Raw genomic sequence first — 1,125 nt, 5'->3', positions numbered from 1 at the left:
GCCTCCATCCCAAGAAACATCACCTCGCTGAAGGGATCGACCAGTCGCAGGTTGCGGTTGAATTCCAGACAATCGAACACCACAGGCGGATCAATCAGGCAAATATGTTCGGGCCGCAAATCCCCATGGCATTCCCTTATCCACCCCGCTTTGACGCGGGCCTCGAACACCGGGAAATGACTGTCGAAAGCACCGTCCAAAGCATCAAGCACAGGTCGAAATCTGGGGTGATAATCGCTGAACAACGGATTCAGCAGACAGCTCCGGTTAAGCTGCTGCTGTTCTCGCATATTTATGACCAACTCGGATGCGTTCAGCAAAGAAACCGGTGCCGTCCGATACAATGCGACAAGCTTTTGGCTCAGGGCCTCAAGAGAGGCATGCGATTTTCTCGGGCCGTGCGGATCGGTTTCCAACATGACATCAAGCATGCGGTCAGCAGGCAATCGCTGCATCTTCACCAGCCAGTCGACGATTTCTCCCGCGCCACCAACCGCCAACTGCCCGTCGCTGCGCTTGGTGATCGGGATGACCCCAAGATACACCTGCGGGGCTAAACGACGGTTCAGGTCGATTTCCATCAGGCTATTATCAAGCCGCGCGCGCAAAAACGTCAAATCTTGCAGATCGTCGCGCACCTGTTTTTTCAATTTAAAAACATGGTCCGTAGTAAGAAACAGCCATGATTTACTGGTTTCCTGAACCGTCGCAGCCTTTGCGAAATTATATTCGCGCTCTAATAAAGATTTGATCTGAAGTATGTTTCCGTGTCCCCCGCGCATTTCTTTCAGCCTTATCTGTGATCAATGCGCGGGTGACCGCCGGCCCTAAACTGCAAGGACATGATCCAGATGCTCTGGCAGCTCTTCCAAGGGCAGATGCGTCAAATCCTTATCGACCTCGGCGATGACGACCTTTGATACCTTTTCGGAAAACGCGTCGCGTATTACACCCAGCATATGCGGCCCCGCAGCGACGATAAGCCGTTCGAAGTTGCCCTTTTCAAACGATGTTTCCAGAAAATCACTGACCTCCTTCGCAAAGTCGGCCTGTGCCAGCATCTTGGGGTCCGTCTGCTCGACAGCCGACATCCCCGGTCCGACCCTGCTGTGGACCTCTCCGGCG

At 53.7% G+C, this 1,125-nt stretch carries 1 protein-coding gene and 1 pseudogene; both read right to left on the bottom strand.

What is annotated here, in order from left to right; all coding sequences use genetic code 11:
- Positions 1-638, bottom strand: a pseudogene (locus tag ABYT07_RS21355) (hypothetical protein); the annotation flags it as partial.
- 189 nt (positions 639-827) lie between these two features.
- The coding region (locus ABYT07_RS21350) for a host attachment protein (protein WP_372994004.1) at positions 828-1,125 on the bottom strand (298 nt) is incomplete at its 5' end.

Origin of the sequence: Sulfitobacter sp. (assembly GCF_041552635.1) — a bacterium.
In the GTDB taxonomy this organism is placed as follows: domain Bacteria; phylum Pseudomonadota; class Alphaproteobacteria; order Rhodobacterales; family Rhodobacteraceae; genus Sulfitobacter.
This window is presented reverse-complemented; position numbering and strand designations above follow the sequence as displayed.